Raw genomic sequence first — 17,492 nt, forward strand, 5'->3', positions numbered from 1 at the left:
TCGTCCACCGAACCGGACGCCAGTCTGCCACCGGGAGGCCCGGCAGCCTAGTCTTTCTTTTAAGCTTAAAGGATTTGAGAGTCAGTGTTTCGGGCAGATCGCGCTCCAGCCGAGACGCCGTAGGGTGGGCAAAGCGGAGCGTGCCCACGATCTTTATCATGTCGGGGAAAACTGGTGGGCACGGCGCAAGGGCGCCTTTGCCCACCCTACGAGATCTCGTTCGCTACCCCTTCTCCACCCCGCACCATTCCGCGATGAACAACGCCATCGCCTTGGTGGTCTTCTTCAGCGACTCCAGCTCGACATATTCGTTGAAGCCGTGCATCTCGCCGCCGCTGGCGCCAAAGCACAGGCTGGGGATGCCGTGGTTGAGGCCATAAAATCGGGTGTCGGTGAGCGCGGTGAAGACCAGATCCTCAGGCGTGCCGCCGTAGACTTTGCCGAACGCCTTGCCGAACGCGGCTTCCGGTGCCGCCGCGTCGGTCAGCTCATAGCCCTCCGACAGGAAGCCCGACCATTCAATCTCCGGCGGATTGTTGGCGAGGAAGCGGTGGTTGCGCGCGGCAGCGGCGACGCAGGCCGTGATCTCCTTCTGGTGATCGGCAATCGACCAGCCCGGCAGCACCGCGATCCGGCAATCGACATCGCACCAGGCCGGCACGCTGGAGGCCCAATCACCACCCTTGATGATGCCGGGGTTGAAGTTGATGGGATGGTTCAGCGTCTTGAAGTGCCTGTCAGCCTTGGCCCGCTCGTTCCACTCGATCTCGAGCTTTTGCAGCGCCTGGATCAAATGATAGGCGGCCATGATCGCGTTCGCGCCGGAGCCGGCAAAGGCGACATGGGTCGGGTGCCCCTTCACCCGCAGGCGAAACCAGATCACGCCGACCTGCGAGCGCACCATCTTGCCGCCGGTCGGCTCCGGAATGAAGCAGGCGTCCGCGCGATAGCCGCGCTGCAGCGTCGACAGCGCACCAACGCCAGTGCTCTCCTCCTCGATCACTGACTGGAAGTGGATCCGTGCCGTCGGCTTGAGACCGGCGGCCTTGATCGCATCGAGCGCATAGAGCGCGCCGATGGTGCCCGACTTCATGTCGCAGGCTCCGCGGCCGAACATCTTGCCGTCCTTGATGACGGGCGAGAACGGCGGCGTGTCCCACAGTTCCAGGGGGCCGGCGGGCACCACGTCGCAGTGGCCCTGCAGGATCAGCGATTTGCCGCCATTCGTTTGCGGACGGCAGGTGCCCACCACCGAACGCGCCTTGGAGAAGTCGTGCTCGATCGGACCGAAGCCGCGCAGATCCTTGAGGTCGTCGACATCGATGTGCCAGTCGTCGACCTCGTAGCCGCGCGCGCGCAGGAGGTCGCCGATCATGTCCTGGCACGGCCCCTCCGCCCCGCGGGTCGAAGGGATTGCGACAAAATCGCGTGTGGTGGCGAGCTGGGCCTCGAAGCCGGCATCGACGGCGTCAAGAATCCTCTGCTGCGTTTCGGCATTCATCAGGCAACTCCCGGCATTCCAATGGTTCCCAAGGAGCGCGCAAGCTAGCCGATTTCAGCCGTTCGGGTACTCCACAAAATAAGCATCCCACAATGCATCTTCGAGCAGGCGGCCTTCCGAATAGCCATTCAGCGTCGCAGGCCGGCTGACGCCGTCGAGCAGGCGCGGGCATGGCTCCGGCGCGCCGAGCACGGTGCGCACCGGGATGCGCTCGGCATAGATCGGCAGCGCATAGTCCTCGTCGTCGTCAGCAACACCCTTGGCGCGGACCTTGGCCGAGGCTTCCTCGATCTCCATCGCAATGAAAGACGTCGCCTTGATCTCCTGCGTATTACTGGCCCGCAGGCTCGCCGTGCGGTCCGGAAAGAAGCGGTCGACCATCGCGATCACCGCACGCTCCTTCTCCTCGGGGTCGGTGACGAGATAGGCGGTGCCGAACGCCATCACCGCACGGTAATCGGCGGAGTGATTGAAGCCGCAGCGCGCCAGCACGAGGCTGTCGAGATGGGCGACCGTGAGACACACGCGCTCGCCTTTGGTCTGGCTGCGCAGCATCCGGCTCGCGCTCGATCCGTGCCAGTACAGCTTCGTGCCCTCGCGCCAGAAGAACGTCGGTGTGCAATAGGGCTGGCCGTCGATCACGTAGGAGACGTGGCACAGCATCGAGGAATCCAGGATGCGATGAACCGTGGCGTGGTCGTAGAAGCCGCGGTCGTGCCGGCGCTTCACCTGGTTGCGCACTGAGGTCGGATAGGAATTCGAGGTCTCGGTCTGGCTCACGGCCGCTCCTGCTCGGATTGGAAGAAATCTGAAAGCAGTTGTAGCGGCGCATTTGGTCTGCGATAGTTCCAATTCCATGCGAAATATTCCGACCAATTCTCTCCCCGCGCCGGCCAAGCCTTCCTTGCCGACAAAGGCCGAACTGCCGCTCGACCTCACCGGACCGCATGTCACGCCAGGCGCCTCCGCCGCACACCGGCTCTACCAGGCGCTGTGCGAGATGATCGTCTCCGGCCTCGTCAAGCCCGGCGAGCCGCTGCCGCCGTCGCGCACGCTGGCCAAGCAGACCGGCTTTCGGCGCAACGCCGTCGTCATCGCCTATGAGCGCCTGATCGCCGACGGCTTCGCCGAGGCGACCGTCGGCTCCGGAACGTTCGTCGCCGCGCGCATTCCTGCGCGCACGGCCGAGCCGAACAAGCCGAAGGTCATTGTCGAAACGCCGGGGCAAGGCGCGTTCGCGCTCGGCTGCACCCATATTGACGAGCGGGCGCTGCAGCGCTTCCGCGCCTTCGTCGGCCGCCGCATGCGCGCCTTCGGGCCCGAGCATCTGCACTATGGCGATCCCCGCGGCAGCCGCGAGCTGCGCGCGGCGATCGCCGATCATCTGTTGTCGGCGCGAGGCCTGCGCTGCGACCCCGATCAGATCATGCTCACATCAGGCACGCTGCATGCGCTGCGCATCGTGCTGAGCGCGATCCTGAAGCCGAACGATCAGGTCTGGTGCGAAGACCCAGGTTACCCCGCCGCGCGAAAAACCATCGCGCATTGCGGCTATCGCGCCGTGCCGGTTCCGGTCGACGAGCACGGGATGCAGGTCGCCAAGGGACGCTCTGCCGGCCCCAACGCGCGCGCGGCCTATGTCACGCCGTCGCACCAGTTTCCGCTGGGCGTGCAGATGTCTATGCCGCGGCGGCTCGAGCTTCTGGACTGGGCCAAGCAGGCCGGCGCTTTCGTGCTGGAGGACGATTACGACAGCGAGTTTCGCTATGACGGCGCACCGCTGATGTCGCTCGCCGGCATCGATCGCCTCCAGCGCGTGATCTACCTCGGCACGTTCGCCAAGACGCTGTTTCCCGGCCTGCGCATCGGCTATTGCGCCCTGCCTGAACGCCTGATCGAGGACGTGACGGCTGCGCGCGCGGCGCTCGACCGATTCCCCGGCACGCTGATGGAAGGCGCGGTGGCCGACATGCTCAATTCGGGCGCCTTCGCCGCAAACCTCAAGCGCGTGCGAAAACTCTATCGCGACGCCCGCGACGTGCTGGCCGAAACGCTGGAAACCGCATCCGATGGCGCGCTGTTGGTACCGGTGCCATCGCAAGGCCTGCATCTCGTCGCCCGGTTCGATCCCTCGGTCGACCTGGCGGTGGCAGCGCGGGCCAAGCAGGCGGCCGGCGCGGAAGGCTGGCTATTGGCCGACACCTATTCGCGCGCGCGCCCTCTGCCCGGCTTCGTGCTGGGATTTTCCGGCCATGCGGTTCCACAGCTCGTCGCCTCCGCCGAACGGCTCGCGCGGGAATCGCGCGCCGCGCTGCGCACGAGGAAGAGATCGGCCCGGCGGCCCTGACAAAGGTTCACTATCAGAATCGCGGGCCCGTCCTTACATTGCGGTATCAATGCCGGGATCTTTCACCATGCTTTTCCGCCGTGCAGCTTGCCTCTCGCTCCTGATCTCCGCCGCGCTCGTGACGACGGCGCACGCCGTCACGGTCGGACGCGAGCAGGACATTACCGATCTCAAGCTGGGCCAGCGCGTGCAGGTGGATGACGGAACCTGTCCCGCCGGACAGGTCAAGGAAGTCCGCGGAACAAAGATGACCGACAAGGGCGTCGCGCGCACCGCCGCCTGCGTGCCGCGCTACGGTCCGAAGACGAAATAGTTACTGCTTGGCCGGATCGAACATGCACTGCAAGGTCGGCTTGGCGATCTTGGTGAAGGTCGGGCCAATCTCGCCCTGCTTGGACGCCGGCACCCAGTCGGTCTCGATGGTGGGCACGCCGGTCTCGCTGATGCCGCGCAACAGCGCTTCGCGCAGATCGCGGTCCTCGACGGCGGCTGCGGCATGATCGTGCAGGCAGCCGCAGACTTCCTCGGGATGTTCCCACCGGCCGAGCATCCGCGGCGCGCATTGGCGTACGAACTCAGTGCGGGGATCCGGTAACCTTGAGGGCGCACGCACCTGCGCCTGGGCGGCATTGATCGTCAGAACGGACACGAAGGCAGCGGCGCAAAATCGAACGATCATGATGGCCTTTATCGGCTGATTTTCTTGTTATCGATTAGAAGCGCGCGGCAACCACGATCGACTGCGACGTCGTGGGGGTGATCGGCGAACCGCTGTACTGGAAGGTGCCGACACCGGGGAGATTGCCGTCCGGCGCGCCCGCGAACGAAGAGCCGGCGATCACGAAACCGAAGGCAAGGATGAAGCTCAGCGCGCGCATGGTCTTGTCTCCGAATTCGTGGCCGGCGGTGCGCCGTTCGTCGTTGTGAAGCTGATAACCATGGGCGGTTTCGCGCGTGATGCGCCAAAAGCGCAAAGTGGTTTCATCTTGCGTGAGAATTGTTTCGTCCGGCCCGAGACGACGACACAATTCTCCGAAAAGACCAATCATTTCAGGTAGGTCTCGCCGCAGCTCAAAGTCGCCTGCCAAGTTCCGTTTGCAGTGCGCGAACACACCGGACGCTGCCGCCGTCATGCTCCCGCCTCACCTGCTTCACACGCATTTTACGTTTTTCTGCTGAATGGAGCGGCAAACGAGGGCTGGGTCGAACCGAGGTCACATCGGCTGCGACCCAAGCCATCGAAGCCAGGACGCCCGGATCACCGGGCGCGTTCACTTGAGGGATGGCCATTATGGCGGCGCAAGATCGCGCAATGCCGCGCGAGGCGGACCAACGGACGGACCGCGGAGATCAACAGTCGAATCGCGTCGCCGCAGCCGGCGCAATGTCGTTGCAGTCTGGCCGCGGCTTTGAAGCCGCGCCACAAAGCGTTCGTGCGGCTGACCGGCTCGCACCTTGTCAAACCGCGGGCCAGTCGCGCTGAGTGAAACGCTGACGCGTCACGGAGTGAACGCAAGCGCGTCACTGAGTGAAGAACTCGCCGCACTTCTGGACATTTGCGTCCGCCGGTCCCCACGGCATGATCGGCACGGTCGAGGTCGAGTTCTTCGGCGAGCCCTCGATCAGCCTGTCCGAATAGACCATGTAGACCAGCACGTTGCGCTTGGTGTCACAGCCGCGCACGATCTGCATCTTCTTGAAGAACAGCGAGCGGCGCTGGCGGAACATGTCGTCGCCCTGCTCCATCTTGCTCTTGAACTTGATTGGGCCGACCTGGCGGCACGCCAGTGAGATATCCGAGACCTCCTCGGCAAGGCCCAGCCAGCCCTTGAAGCCGCCCTTTTCCGGCACGGTGAAATGACAGGCGACGCCCTCGACTTCGGGATCGTCGAGACCATAGGTCGCAAGCTTGTCGTTCGGGCTCATCCATTTGAACACGGTGGACCGGCGAAAGATCAGATCGGGCTCGTCGGCGGCCGAAGCGGACGCCGCCGGCAAGACCAGGGCCAGAAGGAAGAAAGCAAAGCCTTTCAAGTGGATGCTGGAAAGACCGAGGAAACGAGATGACATGAAGTTCTCCGGTAACAAGTCGCCACAATGTAGGCATGTGGCAGCCGCTCAGGAAGACGACGGACAGACGGGCGCGGCCGCCGTTTACCGCTCCGTGAGGCTTTTTTGCTACGGCTTGGACAAATGTAGCTGATGGCAGAACCGCCTTGCTGGTGAACGCGTATCCCCTCTGCGAGACTAACGTCTGATTTGGATTATGGATTCGAGGATGAACAGCGTGAACGGGTCGGGTTTTTCTGCCAAGCCGGCGCGACTGTGGCAGGTCGCCATTTTGACGGCGGCGGGTGTGATCGGCGCGACCAGCCAGGCAGACGCAGCATATTATTATTGGACGGATTATTCCGACGGGTCCTATTACGCCCGGCCCGACCGGCATCCCGAAATACCGCGCCAGAAGCCGCAGAAGCGCGGCGCTGCGGTCAAGAAGGAAGCTGTCGCCGGGAAGGAAGCCGGGACCAAGCCACAAGGGCCGCTGGTCATCGTCGTCTCGATCGACCGGCAGAAGGTCACGGTCTACGACACCAACGGCGTGTTCGCGGAATCTCCGGTGTCGACAGGCATGAAGGGCCATTCGACGCCGATGGGTGTGTTCAGCGTCATCCAGAAGCACAAATTCCACCACTCCAACATCTATAGCGGCGCGCCGATGCCGTACATGCAGCGGATCACCTGGTCCGGCGTTGCCATGCATGCCGGCGTGCTGCCGGGCTATCCGGCTTCGCATGGCTGCATCCGGATGCCGATGGCGTTCGCGGTGAAGATGTGGAACTGGACCAGGATGGGCGCGCGCGTCATCGTCGCGCCCGGCGAGATGACGCCGCACAGCTTCTCCCATCCCCTGCTCGCCTCCGTGCGCGTACCGCCGCAGCCTGCGGCCAGCCTCGAGCCGCAGACCAATGTCGGCGACAAGGCCGACAAGGGCGCCACGCTGACCAAAGCCGAAACCAAAACTGCCAGCGCCGACAGTGTGCTCGAGCTGCGCACGTCCGTCGGACACGTCGTGATGTCGGATGTGACCACGGGCAATGCGTCAGCCCGCGAGGAAGCCGCCGTACCGGCCGACGAGACCAAGACGGCCGAGGCATCCGACGCGGCCAAGCCTCAATCGGAGGAAGCCGCCAAGCCGGCTAGCGACGACAAGCCGGCTGCCGACAAGGTCGAAGCTATCAAGACCGAGCCGGTCAAGACGGAAGCCGCGGACTCCGCGAAGACACCCGATGCGCCGGCCACTGCAGCTGCGCTCGCCGCCTCGCCCGACGCGAAGAAGGATGACGGCCGCGTTGCCGAACCGGCACCGGCCGTCAAGCCGGAAGCGCCCAAGCGGGCCGGCCAGATCGCCGTCTTCATCAGCCGCAAGGATTCCAAGCTCTACGTGCGGCAGAATTTTGCGCCGCTGTTCGAGGTCCCGGTCACGATCGCCACGAGCGACCGTCCGCTCGGCACGCACATATTCACCGCCGAGCTCGACAAGACCGATTCCAATGCGCTGCGTTGGTCGGTGGTGTCGTTGCCGGTCTCCGCCCGTTCCGCGGCCCGCGAGGACGACAGCCGCCTCACGCGCCGCAAGGGTGGCGCTGCGGTGATCCCCGTCGCCGCCAAGCCTGTGCCTGCCAAGCCCGTGGTCACGCCGGACAGCCCGGCCGCGGCCCTCGACCGCATCTCGATCCCCGCCGACACCATGGCGAAGATCAACGAGATGCTGACATCAGGCGGCTCGATCATCATCTCGGACCAGGGCATCAACCAGGGCGAGACCGGCGAAGGCACCGATTTCATCGTCCGCCTGTACTGACCTGTTTCACGGCGCCCCGATAACGCGGTGTTGACGAGGCAGGTCGCACCGGCAGAGTAACATGCGGCCCGGATCATTTCGGGGGACGCCGTCATGATGAATCGCAGAACCATGCTCACCGCGGCGCTTGCAGGCATGCTCGCGCCGGCAACACGCGCGCTCGCCGATGGCGGCATGAGCCGGATCTCGGCCTATGCCTTCTCCTTCCCCGCTTTGTCCGGTGACGACATCCGCCTTGCCGCTTTCACCGGCAAGCCACTGCTGGTGGTCAACACCGCCTCGCTCTGCGGGTACACGCCGCAATATGCCGGCCTGCAGGACATCTGGAACGAGTTTCGCGCGCGCGGGCTCACCGTGATCGGCGTGCCCTCCAACGATTTCGGCGGCCAGGAGCCGGGCGGCACTAGCGAGATCACGGAGACCGCGCACCACCAATATGGTGTTACCTTCCCGGTCGCGGCCAAGGCGAACGTCGTCGGCGCGAAGGCGCATCCCTTCTACAAATGGGCCGCCGACGCGCGGCCGCGGGAAGTTCCGCGCTGGAACTTCCACAAATACCTGATCGGCCGCGACGGTTATATCGCCGAGGTCTTTCCGTCCGCGGTCGAACCCGCTGACACGCGGATCAAGACCGCCATTGCCAGGACGCTGGCCGACAGTTGACGCGCGACGCCCCAATCCGGCTGGGCACAATTGTGGCGGGATGCCAAACAGCCGTTGCAATGGCGATGGCCCACCATCTAGGCTAGGATCGTTTGGGGCAGGATGGGTTTTGCTCGCGGCGAAAAAGCCGCGGCGGAACAACGGGATCAATCTCGAGGACAACACCATGCGTGTGGCGGCAGGACTGATTTTGGCAAGCGCAATGTCGGTTGCGATGACCGGCGCAGCATGGTCGCAGACCCCGGCCGCAAAGCCCGCGGCTGCGACGCAAGCCGCACCCGCGGCGACGCCGGCCGCGGCCGCGCCTGCTGCGGCTCCGCCAGCAGCTCCCGCGGCAGCCGCCGCGCCGGCAGGCTTCGTCAATCCGCCTCCGCCCAAGCAGGCGCCGCAGCCGGCCCGCGCGGCCTGCAGCACGCCGGGCGCGCTCGGTGTCGCCCGCACCGTCGAGATCGACACCACGGGCGGTCCCGGCTTCGGCTTCGAGCACTTCAAGGACCTCGACTTCCTGCGCGACAAGGAGGTGGTGCTGACCTTCGACGATGGCCCCTGGCCGAAGAACACGCCCGCCGTGCTGAAGGCGCTCGCCGACGAATGCACCACCGGCATCTTCTTCTCGATCGGCAAGCACGCGACCTATGAGCCGGAGATCCTGAAGCAGGTCTACAACGCCGGCCACACCGTCGGCACCCACACCTGGTCGCACGCCAATCTCAACAACAAGAAGCTCACCGAAGCGCAGCGCAAGGAAGAGATCGAGAAGGGCCTGTCCGCGGTGAAGTGGGCGCTCGGCGGCATCTCGCCCTCGCCGTTCTTCCGCTTCCCGGCGCTTCAGCATCCGCCGGAGATGGTCACCTATCTCGGCAACCGCAACACCGCGATCTTCTCCTGCGATATCGACTCCTTCGACTTCAAGGCTTCAAAGCCCGAGAAGGTGGTCGAGACCGTGATGAAGAAGCTCGACACCAAGGGCAAGGGCATCATCCTCATGCACGACTTCCAGAAGCACACTGCGGAAGCCCTGCCCGAGCTGCTCAAGCGCCTGAAAGCCGGCGGCTACAAAGTGGTGGCGATGCGCGCCAAATTCCCGGCCTCGTCGCTGCCCGAATACGACCAGGAGCTGCTCAAGGACGCCAAGCTGCCGACCGTGAGCCAGCGCCCGGTCAATTCCGTGGTGACGACCGTTTCCGAATAGACGGCCATTGTCTTTCCGTATCGAAGGCTACGTCATCGTCTCAGCGGACGGCATGCTCGCCGACGCCGGCCACGTCATGCCCGACAGCCTGAAGTTCGACGGCGACAAGCTGTTCTTCGAGCAGGCGCTCGATCGCGCCGCGCTGACCGTGCATGGCCGCCACTCGCACGAGCAGCAGCCGAACTCGCCGAAGCGCAAGCGGCTGATCCTGACCCGCAAGATCAAGGCGCTCACCGTCGATCCGGAGATGCCGAACGCGACGCTGTGGAATCCGGAACAGGCGAGCTTCGAGGAGGCCTGTGCCTTTGCCGATGTCGCCTCCGGCATGGTCGCCATCATCGGCGGCCCAGCCGTGTTCGAGATGTTCATGGGCCGCTACGATACGTTCTGGCTGTCGGAAGCCCCGCATGTGCGCCTGCCCGGCGGCGAAGGCTGTTTCGTCGGCGTGCCGGCACGGACGCCGCAGCAGGTGCTGGCGTCGCACGGCCTGAAGCCGGGCACACCGTATCTGCTCGATGCGGCGCATGAGGTGACCGTGACACCCTGGCGCCGAACGTAGGCCCTCAGACGTCCCCGTACGCCGCTTCGGCCGGACGCGTGGTGCGGCCGTATCCCATGATCATGAACAAGGCGCCGATGATCGAGAGATTCTTCAGCGCGTCGACCACCATCTTCGCGTTGTCGGGCGGCGCCTGGTTCCAGAAATCGTCGAACAGCACGGTCGCGACCGCGACGTAGATAATCAGCAGCATCGCGAAGAACCGCGCGCCGAAATTCAGTGCGATCATCAGCCCCGCGATGATTTCGAGCGCGCCGACGGCGATCGCCAGCAGCTGCGGCGTGGTCATGGCGGTGGCCGTCTCCACCTGCTTGGCGTAGGGCGCGACGATGTCGGGCACCACGACCTTGGTGGCGATGAAGTCGGCGGTCGCCTGAATGGCAAAGAGCTTGGTCGCGCCCGTGTAGATGAACAGAACGGCGAACAGGATTCGCCCGAAAGTCACGAACGCTGGCATGATCGGCCTCTTGGCAAAGCGCTAAGCACGGAACGCGTGAGGATTATGAAGAGTCGCGCGCCGCTTTACAAACGGGGAAATGGCGAACTGAAAGTAATTCAAGACTTGCGGCCTCTTCCCTTCTCCCCTCGTGGGAGAAGGTGGCTCGCCGCAAAGCGGCGAGACGGATGAGGGGTATCTATCGGCGCGGAAACTCGCGAGATCCCGAGGCGCGGAAACAACCCCTCATCCGGCGCTGCCATCCCTTCTCCCACAACAAGGGGAGAAGGGATGGCAGCGCCGATGACGCTAGAAGCCTACGTGAACAACGTCGGCTGCCGTGCGGCGCGCTCCTGCGCTTCGACGACCGCGACGGCCGTCATGTTGAGGATGCCGCGCGCCGTCACCGAGGGGGTGAGGATATGCGCCGGGCGCGCCGGGCCGACCAGGATCGGGCCGACGGGCAGCGCGTCCGCAAGCGACTTGATCATCTGATAGGCGACGTTGGCGGTGTCCAGCGTCGGCATGATCAGGATGTTGGCCTCGCCCTCGAGATTGGAGTGCGGCAGCACCATTTTTCGCGCCGCAGCCGAAAGTGCCGTGTCACCCTGCATCTCGCCGTCGGCCTCGATCTCCGGATGCTTATCCTTCAACAGCTGGGTCGCCCGGCGCATCTTGCGCGAGGAATCGGTGTCGTAGCTGCCGAAATCCGAGTGCGAGACGAAGGCGATCTTCGGCTTGATGTTGAAGCGCTGGACGTGGACCGCGGCGAGCGATGCGATCTCGGCGAGCTCCTCCGCGCTCGGATTGGGGCGAACCTGCGTGTCGGCGATGAAGAAGGCGCCCTTGCTGGTGATCAGCAGCGCCAGCGCCGCGTAGTCGCTGATGCCCGGGCAAAAACCGACGATCTCGCGGACATGGCGCAGATGGCTCATGTAGCGGCCCTCGACGCCGCAGAGCATGGCATCCGCCTCCCCGCGCGTCACCGCGAGCGCAGCGATCACCGTGTTGTTGGTGCGCACCACCGTGCGCGCCGCATCCGGCGTCACGCCGCGGCGACCGGCGACCTCGACATAGGACTGCACATAGGAGCGATAGCGCGGATCGTCCTCGGGATTGACCAGGTCGAAATCCTTGCCGGCGCGGATCGAAAGACCGAAGCGCTTGATGCGCGCCTCGACGACCGAAGGACGGCCGACCAGGATCGGCCGCGCCAAATTCTCCTCCAGCACCACCTGCGTGGCGCGCAGCACGCGCTCGTCCTCGCCTTCGGCATAGATCACGCGCACCGGCTGGGTCTTGGCCTTGGCGAACATCGGCTTCATGACGAGGCCGGAGCGGAAGGCGAAGCGCTCGAGCAGCGCGGTGTATTCGTCGAAATTGGTGATGGGCCGCGTCGCCACGCCCGACTCCATCGCCGCCTTCGCCACCGCCGGCGCGATGCGTAGAATCAACCGGGGATCAAAGGGACTCGGGATCAGCGAGCCCGGGCCGAACCCCTGCGTCTCGCCGGTGTCAAAACCCTGCGCGACCGCATCCGAGGGCGCCTCGCGCGCGAGCTGCGCGATGGCCTCGACGGCAGCGTGCTTCATCTCCTCGTTGATGGCGCTGGCACCGACGTCGAGCGCGCCGCGGAAGATGAACGGAAAGCACAGGACGTTGTTGACCTGGTTCGGATAGTCGGAGCGGCCGGTGCAGATCATGGCGTCAGGGCGCACCTTGCGCGCTTCCTCCGGCATGATTTCCGGGGTCGGGTTGGCGAGCGCCATGATCAGCGGCTTGTCGGCCATTGCCTTGGCCATCTCGGGCTTGAGCACGCCCGGCGCCGAGAGACCGATGAAGATGTCGGCGCCGCCGATGACGTCGCCGAGCGTGCGCTTGTCGGTCTTCTGCGCATAGACCGCCTTCCAGCGGTCCATCGTGGTGTTGCGGCCCTCATGCACGAGGCCGTCGATGTCGCAGACCCAGATGTTCTTGCGCTGCGCGCCCATCGAGACCAGCAGGTTCAGCGTGGCGATGGCCGCGGCCCCTGCGCCGGAGGCGACGATCTTGACGTCCGACAGCTTCTTGCCGTTCAGCCGGAGCCCATTGGTGATGGCGGCGGCGACGATGATCGCGGTGCCGTGCTGGTCGTCATGGAAGACCGGGATCTTCATGCGCTCCTTGAGCTGCGCCTCGATCTCGAAGCACTCCGGTCCACGGATGTCCTCCAGATTGATGCCGCCGAAGGTCGGTTCGAGCGCCGCCACGGTCTCGACCACGCGGTCGATGGTGTCGGCGGCGATCTCGATGTCGAACACGTCGATGCCGGCGAATTTCTTGAACAGGACGGCCTTGCCCTCCATCACCGGCTTGGAGGCCAGCGGTCCGATATTGCCGAGGCCGAGCACGGCGGTGCCGTTGGAGACCACGGCGACCAGATTGGCGCGGGTGGTCAGCGTGGCGGCTTCCGCCGGGTTCTTGGCGATCTCGGTGCAGGCCGCGGCGACGCCCGGCGAATAGGCCAGCGCGAGGTCACGCTGGTTGGCAAGCGGCTTGCTTGCCTGGATCTCGAGCTTCCCAGGGCGCGGCAGACGATGGTAGGCGAGCGCCGCCTGGTGGAGATCATCAGAATAGGACGACATGCGGTGTCTCGCCTCGCGTTACCGGCCTCAAAAATGCACGATCCGAAGCCGCGGTCCAAGCGGACCGTATTTCCGGGTCATGGAAACGGGATGAAGCACGCCGGGCGCCCCGGTGGCAACATCCGATTGCGCGCCCATCAACAGGGCGCGCGGTCAAATATTTGAAAATCATAGCTTTCCGTGGACCGCGCGGCGTTTCGCGAATATGGCAGGTTGCGCGGTGCAAAACGAGCAACTGGAGCTGGGAATGAAGCGAATCCTGATCGGCCTGATCGTGGCAGCCGTGCTCGGCGCGGGCGGATGGTTCGGCTTCAACCTCTATGTCCAGCATCGGATGACCAGCGAGGTCGAGGCGGCGTTCGAGCGGCTTCGCGCCGGCGGCAGCAAAGCCAGCCACGGCAAGATCGCCTTCGAGCGGTCGAGCCGGACGCTGACGATCGAGGACATTGCAATCGATCCCGGCAACCCGTTGCAGGGGCACGTCAAGATCGGCGCCTTCAAGAGCTCGGGCGTCCGCCAGATCGGCGAGACTCGCTTTGCCGCTGACGGCATCGACATCTCGGGTGTCGAGATTGCGTTGGATGAAGTCGGCCCCGGCAAGCTGAAAGTGGCCTACAAGATCCCGCAGGTGACGCTGCGCGACTATGCGGGCCCCCTGCGCGTTGAAAACGTGCCGGCATCGAGCTCCTTGAGCGACATGTACCGGTTCGTGCTCGACCAGTTCGCGAGCCTGACGGCAACGTCCGTGATGATCCCGTCCATCAACATCAGTTTCGACGCCGGCAGCAGCGGCGGCAGCGGTGAAGTGGTCTATTCGGGCCTCGCGCTCCAAAACCTCGGCCGCGGCAAAGTCGATGCAATGAAGATGGACCGCGCCACCTTCACGATCAACGTTACGCAGCCGGGCAAGGCGGACAAGCTGACTGGCGAGATCTCCGGCATGATCGTCAATGATTTCGACTCGACCCCGATCCTCGCCGCACTCGATCCGCAGACGAGCGGTGACGACAGCTACCGCCGGGTCTACCGACAAATCTCCGCCGGCCCTTATGTACTCAAGTCCGCGCTGGGCCTGCGTATGGATATCGACGGCTTCGCCATGGAAGACATCGACGTGCAGCCGTCGAAGCTCCATTTGTTCGAGATGTTTGCCATGCTGCCGCAGGATAAGTCGGCCTCGCCAACGCCGACGCAAACGCGCGAGCTGATGAAGAAGGTCGCCGGATTCTACGACGCTATTCGCATCGGCAAGGCCGAGATCGGCCAGACCTCGATTGGCACACCGCAGGGAACAGGGAAGATCAACGCGATCCGCTACCGGCAGGGCGAATTCGCGATCGAGGGCGTCGATGCACCTTCGCCGCAGGGTCAGTTCAAGATGGAGCGCTTCGCGCTCAAATCCTTCAGCATGCCGAACCTGATGCGCTGGGCTTCGGGTCTCACCAATCCCGGGCAACCGCCCTCGCCCGATCAGATGCTCGGACTGTTCCGCGTGCTCGAAGGCGCCGAGATCAAGGGCGTGGTTGCGCCGCATAACAACTCGCGGCAGCCGATCACCGTCGACACGATCAGCCTGAACTGGGGCCAGCTGGTGGGATCGATCCCGAGCAAGGCCAGTCTGGTCGTGAAGATGGTCACGCCGACCGATCCCGCCAATCCGGCGCTGCAGCCGCTGATCGTGGCAGGCGTGGACAAGCTCGCGATCGACCTCGATCTCGGCGCGGCCTGGACGGAAGCGTCAGGCGCATTCGCGCTGGCGCCGGCCACGCTCGATCTCGGCAACCTCGCCAAAGCGCAGGTAAGCGTGGCGCTCGCCAAGGTGCCGCGCGACCTCTTCACCACGACGGACCCGCTCGAGGCTATGGGCCAGTTGGCGCAGGTCGAGACCGGCGCAATCGAGCTGTCGTTGCGCGATCGCGGCGTTGTCGATCTTGTCGTGGCCCAGTTTGCGCGCGTGCAGAATGTCAGCCGTGATGCCGCGCGCAGCGCCCTCGTTGCGATGATCCGGGCGCAGGGCGAGAAGATCGCCGCCTCAAATCTCGATGCCAAGGCCGCGGTCGATGCGCTGGCCGGCTTCATCGAGGCATCAGGCCAGACGCTGACCATCAAGCTGACGCCGCTCGGCAAGCTGCCGGTACTTCAGCTCATGGACGTCCTCGACAACGAGCCGATCATCGCGCTGGCGCAGTTCAGGATCGAGGCGTCGACGGGGTTGTAGGTGACGGCGGCGGTGCGCGCTCCCTCGCCCCGTTCTTACGGAGAGAGGGTTGGGGTAAGGGGCCGCCTCCGCAATCACGGTGAGAGTTAGACTCGCGGAGAGTCCCCCTCACCCGCCTCGCATCTTCGATGCGAGGCGGCCTCTCCCCGCATGCGGGGAGAGGCAAGGCACACTCACTTCTGCGGCAGGTTCACCCGCACATGCAGCTCGCGAAGCTGCTTGGTCGTCGCTTCCGACGGGGCGCCCATCAGGAGGTCCATGGCCTGCTGGTTCATCGGGAACAGCGAGATCTCGCGCAGATTCGTGGTGCCACACAGCAGCATCACGATGCGGTCGACGCCGGCGGCCATGCCGCCGTGCGGCGGCGCGCCGTACTGGAACGCGCGGTACATGCCGCCGAAGCGGTCGACCACTTCCTGCTCGCCGTAGCCTGCAATCTCGAACGCCTTCACCATCGCTTCCGGCACGTGGTTGCGGATGCCGCCCGAGGCGATCTCGTAGCCGTTGCAGGTGATGTCGTACTGGAACGCCTTGATGGTCAGCGGATCCTGGCCCTTCAGCGCATCGAGGCCGCCCTGCGGCATCGAGAACGGGTTGTGCGAGAAATCGACCTTCTTGTCGTCCTCGTTGTACTCGTACATCGGGAAGTCGACGATCCAGGCGAGCTCGAACCGCTCCTTATCGGTGAGGTTCAATTCCTCGCCGACCTTGTTGCGGGCGAGCCCTGAGAACTTCCAGAACTTGTCGGGATCGCCGGCGACGAAGAAGGCGGCATCGCCTTCCTTGGTGCCGATCTGCGCGCGGATCGCCGCGGTGCGCTCGGGACCGATATTGTTCGCAAGGGGACCTGCCCCCTCGCCGCCCTCGCGCCACATGATGTAGCCGAGTCCGGGTTGGCCTTCGCCCTGCGCCCACGAATTCATGCGATCGCAGAAGGCGCGGCTGCCGCCGCCCGGCGCGGGGATCGCCCAGACCTGGTTCTTGGGGTCTTCGAGCATGCGCGCAAAGACCTTGAAGCCGGAGCCGCGGAAATGCTCGGAGACGTCCTGCATCTCGATGGGATTGCGCAGATCCGGCTTGTCGCTGCCGTATTTGCGCAGCGCCTCGGCGAACGGAATCCGGCGCCAGCCTTTGGTGACCGGCTTGCCCTTGGCGAACTCCTCGAACACGCCCGTGATCACGGGCTCCATCGCCGCAAACACGTCTTCCTGCGTGACAAAGCTCATCTCGACGTCGAGCTGGTAGAACTCGCCCGGCAGACGGTCGGCGCGCGGGTCCTCGTCGCGAAAACAGGGCGCGATCTGGAAGTAGCGGTCGAAGCCGCTCATCATGAGCAGCTGCTTGTACTGCTGCGGCGCCTGCGGCAACGCGTAGAACTTGCCGGGATGGATGCGCGAGGGCACCAGGAAGTCGCGCGCGCCTTCCGGCGAGGACGCGGTCAGGATCGGGGTGTTGAACTCGAAGAAGCCCTGCCCCTCCATGCGCCGGCGCATCGACTTGATGATCTCGACGCGCGTCATGATGTTCTGGTGCAGCTTTTCGCGACGCAGGTCGAGGAAGCGGTACTTCAGGCGGATGTCTTCAGGATATTCCTGGTCGCCGAACACAGGCAGCGGCAAATCACCGGCCGGGCCCAGCACCTCGATCTCGGTGACATAGATCTCGATCTTGCCGGTCGGCAGATCGTCATTGTCGGTGCCTTCGGGGCGGCGGCGGGCCTTGCCGTCCATCCGCACCACGAATTCCGAGCGCAGCTTTTCGGCCAGCGAGAACGCCGGCGAGTCCGGGTCGACCACGCACTGGGTCAGGCCGTAATGGTCGCGCAGGTCGATGAACAGCACGCCGCCATGGTCGCGGACGCGATGGACCCAGCCTGACAGGCGGACCGTCTCGCCGATGTTGCTCTCGCGGAGCGCGCCGCATGTATGTGACCGGTAGCGATGCATGGTCGTCCCAAAAATGATGTCGGTGGAAGCGAATCGGACCGCCTGTCACGGCCGGTCCGAGATTGCGGCAGGGTTTACCCGACGAGGCCGGGGGCGGCAACCAAGGGAACGGCCTGTTTTGGGCCGGAAGCGCCCATTTTTGCC

General features: G+C 64.7%; 15 protein-coding genes. 7 read left to right on the forward strand and 8 right to left on the reverse strand.

From position 1 onward, the window contains the following. Positions 1–223: 223 nt before the first annotated feature. Both A3AS_RS0110205 and A3AS_RS0110210 read right to left on the reverse strand, forming a co-directional pair. Entirely contained in the window at positions 224–1,501 is a 1,278-nt protein-coding gene (locus A3AS_RS0110205) for an ArgE/DapE family deacylase (RefSeq protein WP_018317494.1), read from the reverse strand. A 54-nt stretch (positions 1,502–1,555) separates the two neighbouring features. After that, positions 1,556–2,281: a pyridoxamine 5'-phosphate oxidase family protein gene (locus A3AS_RS0110210; protein WP_018317495.1), complete on the reverse strand. Its 726-nt coding sequence runs from the start codon at positions 2,279–2,281 to the stop codon at positions 1,556–1,558. 76 nt (positions 2,282–2,357) lie between these two features. On the opposite strand from A3AS_RS0110210, the gene A3AS_RS0110215 reads away from it, so the two are divergent. Together A3AS_RS0110215 and A3AS_RS0110220 are read left to right on the forward strand one after the other, a co-directional pair. Continuing rightward, the gene (locus tag A3AS_RS0110215) at positions 2,358–3,848 is read left to right on the forward strand and encodes a PLP-dependent aminotransferase family protein (RefSeq protein ID WP_018317496.1); all 1,491 of its coding nucleotides are present in this window, start codon (positions 2,358–2,360) and stop codon (positions 3,846–3,848) included. A gap of 67 nt (positions 3,849–3,915) precedes the next feature. Then, a complete protein-coding gene (locus A3AS_RS0110220; RefSeq protein ID WP_018317497.1) occupies positions 3,916–4,161 on the forward strand; it encodes a DUF6719 family protein in 246 nt (81 codons plus the stop codon). On the opposite strand, the gene A3AS_RS0110225 is transcribed toward A3AS_RS0110220, so the two are convergent. The 3 genes from A3AS_RS0110225 to A3AS_RS0110235 form a co-directional block, all read right to left on the reverse strand. Continuing rightward, positions 4,162–4,527: a hypothetical protein gene (locus tag A3AS_RS0110225; RefSeq protein ID WP_018317498.1), complete on the reverse strand. Its 366-nt coding sequence runs from the start codon at positions 4,525–4,527 to the stop codon at positions 4,162–4,164. A 34-nt stretch (positions 4,528–4,561) separates the two neighbouring features. Next, positions 4,562–4,981: a hypothetical protein gene (locus tag A3AS_RS47120; RefSeq protein WP_157644250.1), complete on the reverse strand. Its 420-nt coding sequence runs from the start codon at positions 4,979–4,981 to the stop codon at positions 4,562–4,564. Positions 4,982–5,369: 388 nt separating this feature from the next. Then, positions 5,370–5,918 (reverse strand): CreA family protein, encoded by a 549-nt coding sequence (locus A3AS_RS0110235; RefSeq protein WP_018317500.1) that lies wholly within the window; start codon positions 5,916–5,918, stop codon positions 5,370–5,372. A 208-nt stretch (positions 5,919–6,126) separates the two neighbouring features. Here A3AS_RS0110235 and A3AS_RS0110240 point away from each other — a divergent pair, with 208 nt between their 5' ends. The 4 genes from A3AS_RS0110240 (at position 6,127) to A3AS_RS0110255 (ending at position 10,124) form a co-directional block, all read left to right on the forward strand. Further along, the gene (locus tag A3AS_RS0110240) at positions 6,127–7,710 is read left to right on the forward strand and encodes a L,D-transpeptidase family protein (RefSeq protein ID WP_018317501.1); all 1,584 of its coding nucleotides are present in this window, start codon (positions 6,127–6,129) and stop codon (positions 7,708–7,710) included. 93 nt (positions 7,711–7,803) lie between these two features. Further along, complete coding sequence (locus A3AS_RS0110245; protein WP_018317502.1) at positions 7,804–8,373, forward strand: glutathione peroxidase; 570 nt, start codon at positions 7,804–7,806, stop codon at positions 8,371–8,373. Positions 8,374–8,539: 166 nt separating this feature from the next. Next, on the forward strand, positions 8,540–9,565 hold the full coding sequence (locus A3AS_RS0110250) for a polysaccharide deacetylase family protein (protein ID WP_026201861.1): 1,026 nt from the start codon (positions 8,540–8,542) through the stop codon (positions 9,563–9,565). Positions 9,566–9,572: 7 nt separating this feature from the next. Then, complete coding sequence (locus A3AS_RS0110255; protein WP_018317504.1) at positions 9,573–10,124, forward strand: dihydrofolate reductase; 552 nt, start codon at positions 9,573–9,575, stop codon at positions 10,122–10,124. A 4-nt stretch (positions 10,125–10,128) separates the two neighbouring features. Here the strand turns inward: A3AS_RS0110255 and A3AS_RS0110260 are convergent, their stop codons facing one another. Together A3AS_RS0110260 and A3AS_RS0110265 are read right to left on the reverse strand one after the other, a co-directional pair. Beyond that, on the reverse strand, positions 10,129–10,581 hold the full coding sequence (locus tag A3AS_RS0110260) for a DoxX family protein (RefSeq protein WP_018317505.1): 453 nt from the start codon (positions 10,579–10,581) through the stop codon (positions 10,129–10,131). 296 nt (positions 10,582–10,877) lie between these two features. Then, the gene (locus A3AS_RS0110265; RefSeq protein ID WP_018317506.1) at positions 10,878–13,184 is read right to left on the reverse strand and encodes an NADP-dependent malic enzyme; all 2,307 of its coding nucleotides are present in this window, start codon (positions 13,182–13,184) and stop codon (positions 10,878–10,880) included. A 247-nt stretch (positions 13,185–13,431) separates the two neighbouring features. Between A3AS_RS0110265 and A3AS_RS0110270 the strand changes: the two genes are divergently transcribed. Further along, a complete protein-coding gene (locus tag A3AS_RS0110270; protein ID WP_026201862.1) occupies positions 13,432–15,402 on the forward strand; it encodes a hypothetical protein in 1,971 nt (656 codons plus the stop codon). A 173-nt stretch (positions 15,403–15,575) separates the two neighbouring features. Here the strand turns inward: A3AS_RS0110270 and aspS are convergent, their stop codons facing one another. Further along, complete coding sequence (gene aspS, locus A3AS_RS0110275; protein ID WP_018317508.1) at positions 15,576–17,348, reverse strand: aspartate--tRNA ligase; 1,773 nt, start codon at positions 17,346–17,348, stop codon at positions 15,576–15,578. Between the last annotated feature and the right edge of the window lie 144 nt (positions 17,349–17,492).

The sequence above is a fragment of the Bradyrhizobium sp. WSM2793 genome (assembly GCF_000379585.1).
In the GTDB taxonomy this organism is placed as follows: Bacteria; Pseudomonadota; Alphaproteobacteria; order Rhizobiales; family Xanthobacteraceae; genus Bradyrhizobium.

Coding starts and splice junctions, on each gene's coding strand:
- aspS (WP_018317508.1), bottom strand. CDS start 17,348: ATGCATCGCTACCGGTCACATACATGCGGCGCGCTCCGCGAGAGCAAC.
- A3AS_RS0110260 (WP_018317505.1), bottom strand. CDS start 10,581: ATGCCAGCGTTCGTGACTTTCGGGCGAATCCTGTTCGCCGTTCTGTTC.
- A3AS_RS47120 (WP_157644250.1), bottom strand. CDS start 4,981: ATGACGGCGGCAGCGTCCGGTGTGTTCGCGCACTGCAAACGGAACTTG.
- A3AS_RS0110240 (WP_018317501.1), top strand. CDS start 6,127: ATGAACAGCGTGAACGGGTCGGGTTTTTCTGCCAAGCCGGCGCGACTG.
- A3AS_RS0110250 (WP_026201861.1), top strand. CDS start 8,540: ATGCGTGTGGCGGCAGGACTGATTTTGGCAAGCGCAATGTCGGTTGCG.
- A3AS_RS0110225 (WP_018317498.1), bottom strand. CDS start 4,527: ATGATCGTTCGATTTTGCGCCGCTGCCTTCGTGTCCGTTCTGACGATC.
- A3AS_RS0110215 (WP_018317496.1), top strand. CDS start 2,358: ATGCGAAATATTCCGACCAATTCTCTCCCCGCGCCGGCCAAGCCTTCC.
- A3AS_RS0110265 (WP_018317506.1), bottom strand. CDS start 13,184: ATGTCGTCCTATTCTGATGATCTCCACCAGGCGGCGCTCGCCTACCAT.
- A3AS_RS0110270 (WP_026201862.1), top strand. CDS start 13,432: ATGAAGCGAATCCTGATCGGCCTGATCGTGGCAGCCGTGCTCGGCGCG.
- A3AS_RS0110245 (WP_018317502.1), top strand. CDS start 7,804: ATGATGAATCGCAGAACCATGCTCACCGCGGCGCTTGCAGGCATGCTC.
- A3AS_RS0110235 (WP_018317500.1), bottom strand. CDS start 5,918: ATGTCATCTCGTTTCCTCGGTCTTTCCAGCATCCACTTGAAAGGCTTT.
- A3AS_RS0110220 (WP_018317497.1), top strand. CDS start 3,916: ATGCTTTTCCGCCGTGCAGCTTGCCTCTCGCTCCTGATCTCCGCCGCG.
- A3AS_RS0110205 (WP_018317494.1), bottom strand. CDS start 1,501: ATGAATGCCGAAACGCAGCAGAGGATTCTTGACGCCGTCGATGCCGGC.